General features: G+C 36.7%; 1 protein-coding gene and 1 pseudogene. Both read left to right on the top strand.

Going from position 1 to position 3431, the window contains the following annotated elements; genetic code table 11:
• Positions 1 to 1448, top strand: a 1448-nt coding sequence (locus tag TY19_RS11720) for a leucine-rich repeat domain-containing protein (protein WP_079979241.1), incomplete at its 5' end; no start/stop codon positions are given.
• Positions 1449 to 2880: 1432 nt separating this feature from the next.
• A pseudogene (locus tag TY19_RS05640) lies at positions 2881 to 3431 on the top strand (IS5 family transposase); the annotation flags it as partial.

The following is a 3431-nucleotide window of genomic DNA, read 5'->3' as shown; positions in this document are numbered from 1 at the left end:
TAGAAAAACAGCTGATTGAGGCGTATAAATCCCAAAAATTGGAACCGTTTAACTCTACCACAGATAGTTTAGTGGAATTAAAAGCACTTTTAAATTTTGCGCAGCAATACCAATTAAATACTTTAAAAWATTATTTAGAACTTATAGTTGTGAGTTCTTTATTAAACCAAGCYTCTCATGTAACYGAATTTGAAAAAATTTTAAAGCACTTCTCAAATGAAATAGAAAGRCTCAATTTTTCAAAGAAYRYCTYTTTGACTGATGCCCATCTGTTAGCGTTAAAAAATTGTAAAAATTTAAAAGCACTACATCTCCAGGAATGCTACAAACTCACTGACACTGGTTTAGTATATTTGGCGCCTTTAGTGTCTTTACAATATTTGAATTTGTTTGATTGTATAAAGCTTACCGACGCTGGCTTAGCGCATTTGACACCTTTGGTGGCTTTAAGGCATTTAAATCTGATGGGATGTAATAAGCTTACGAATGCAGGATTAATGCATTTGCGACCTTTAATGGCTTTGCAACATTTAGATCTGAGTTGTTGTAGAAATCTTACTGACGCTGGATTAGCCCATTTGGCACCTTTAGTCGCTTTGCAGCATTTATGTCTAAGTGAGTGCATTAATCTCACCGGTGCTGGATTAGCCCATTTGACACCTTTAGTCGCTTTACAACACTTGAATTTGAATAGCTGCTATAAACTCACTGATGCTGGATTAGCCCATTTGACATCTTTAGTCGCTTTACAGCATTTAGACCTAAGCTGTTGCAGAAATCTTACTGACGCTGGATTAGCCCATTTGCGACCTTTAGTGGCTTTGCAGCATTTAGACTTGAACTGTTGTAAAAATTTTACGGATGCTGGATTAACACATTTGACACCTTTAGTGGCTTTACAGCATTTAGACCTAAGCTGTTGTAGAAATCTTACTGACGCTGGATTAGCGTATTTGATGCCTTTAGTGGCTTTATCGCATTTAAATTTGGCTGGATGCCATAATTTCACGGATGCTGGATTGGCGCATTTGGCACCTTTAGTGGCTTTGCAGCATCTAAATTTGGGTGATTGCTATAGACTCACGAATGCTGGATTAGAGCATTTAACGCCTTTAGTGGCTTTGCAGCATTTGGATCTAAGTGAGTGCGAAAAGCTAACGGATGCTGGATTAACGCATTTGGTGCCCTTAGTGGCTTTAACACATTTGGATTTGAGTGAATGCGATAAGCTCACGGATGCTGGATTGGCGCATTTGGCACCTTTAGTGGCTTTGCAGCATTTAAATTTGAGTTGGTGCGATAAGCTTACCGACGCTGGATTGGCGCATTTGACACCTTTAGTAGCTTTGCAAGATTTGTATTTGGGCTATTGCAAAAATTTCACTGAAGTTGGATTGGCGCATTTTAAATCCTCAGTAGCTCCACTCCATTTAAAAATTATTCGTTAAAGTAACTCTCAATGGCGTTACATACAGAAATATTACAGGTTTTTTTAAATTAAATTTTCATAGTTCTCACAAAATAATTAAAAAAGGAAGTTCAATAACTTCAGTTAGTGTTTTGAGTTTCTCCCAATTTGTTCGAACGTTTTTTTAAATTTGTCTAAAAAATTTTAATAGGATTTAAGTCTGGCGAATAAGGAAGAAGAAATAGAATTTTACATCCCGCCTTTCGTATCCATCGCTTTCAATACTTGTAATTTGTGAAAAAAAGCATTTCCATCATAGCTATTTGTCTAGGCTTAAGCTCTGGTATAAAAAAATCTTTTAACCACAGACTGAATAATTTGGTATGTCAGGTTCCCGTGTAGAAAAAAAACTAAGAGACGAGATTCTATTTTTGCCGCAATAAGATTTCATCGGACATAGCGAAGTCCTGAAATGGCTCCGCAAACTTCATCTCCTCGCATAAATCGAGCATACTCTTTTTGCAAATATTTATTGCTGCCACTCTCATCAACATAAAAACGATTTCTTCAAGAATCTTCTCTAGCTCTTTCGCAAATTGATTTCGTTTTTTCATCTCTTTCATTGTAGTACAAGACCTTTTTTAAAGTAATATTAAGCCTTTACAAGCATAAAAAACTGCTTGGCAAGTGGAAGAAAATTCTATAGCAATCTCTCTTAGATACCTATCTAGATGTTCTTGAATATATTTTGAGTTTACCGTTATCTATTTTACTTGGATTTGAACTCCTTGTCTTAAGGGTTAGGTTCTGTTATTTCTGTCTACGAAACCAGTTTGCTAATGTACGCGTAGTCACTCCGAAAATTTTTCTGGTTTTAGACCACGTTCCACCATTTTCAATTTATCTTAGGGCCTTTTTTCTTAAATCAAGTGAGTAACTCACCTTACGCAGAAATTAGTCGAAAAAGTCATTCGATGAGTTTAAATTTCCCTTCTCGTAATGGAGGAAAATATGTCTGATGAACTTCTTGATCTTTATACAGAGTATCTGATCAGCCAAAATCAAGTATGCAATAACTACAGGGCTTTCAGCCCTTTTAGATAACCAAATCAGTCATGATAAAATCACAAGATTTTTAAACAATCATCAATTCAATTCAAAAGATTGATGACAATACATCAAACCTAAAATCCGTCAGTATGAAGAAGAAAAAGAAGGAATTCTGATTATTGATGATTCAATAGAGAAGATCTTATATAGATGAAATAAAGAAAATGTTCATTATGGAGATGAAATTGAATCGCTTAATTGCTTTATCTTTAGAAGATAAGAAAATGGCCATTCCCAAAATTTCAATACATTTGCATCCAAGAATAGAGAAAAAAGGATTATTTGCTTAGATAGCGTAGTCACGAGAAATGAAATAAATACTTAAATGTGCTACTCTTTTATGCTCATCAATGGAGCATCTTATGGAAGCACACATAAGACATGATATATCCGACAGAGTTTGGAATTTACTGGGACCTCATTTGCCAGGAAGAAGAGGGGCTTGGGGTGGTATAGCAAGAGATAATAGGACTTTTATCAATGCAGTATTTTGGATATTAAGAACGGGAGCTCCATGGAGGGATTTGCCTCCAGATTACGGTAGTTGGAGCAATACTCATCGGCGATTTATCCGATGGCGCAATCAGAGAGTCTGGGAAAGGTTGCTTGAGGTATTGATTGACGATCCAGATTATGAATGGCTTGTGATAGATGCTTCGCATTGTCAAGTGCATCCTCATGCAGCGGGAGCTAAAGGTGGTAATCAGAGCATGAGTTATACAAAAGGGGGCTCAATACAAAATTGCATCTTGCCGTGGATGCGCATGGTCTGCCGATCAGAGTCATTATTACAGAAGGTACAACAGCAGATTGTACTCAAGCAAGGAATTTGATCGCTGGTCTTACAGCTGAGTGGTTACTGGCAGACAAAGGATATGATAGCGACGCAATCGTTGAGCAAGCTATAAGTCAG

Origin of the sequence: Candidatus Protochlamydia sp. R18 (assembly GCF_000648255.1) — a bacterium.
GTDB lineage: Bacteria > Chlamydiota > Chlamydiia > Chlamydiales > Parachlamydiaceae > Protochlamydia > Protochlamydia amoebophila.
The sequence above is the reverse complement of the archived record's forward strand: the minus strand, read 5'-3'. Positions and strand labels throughout refer to the sequence as shown.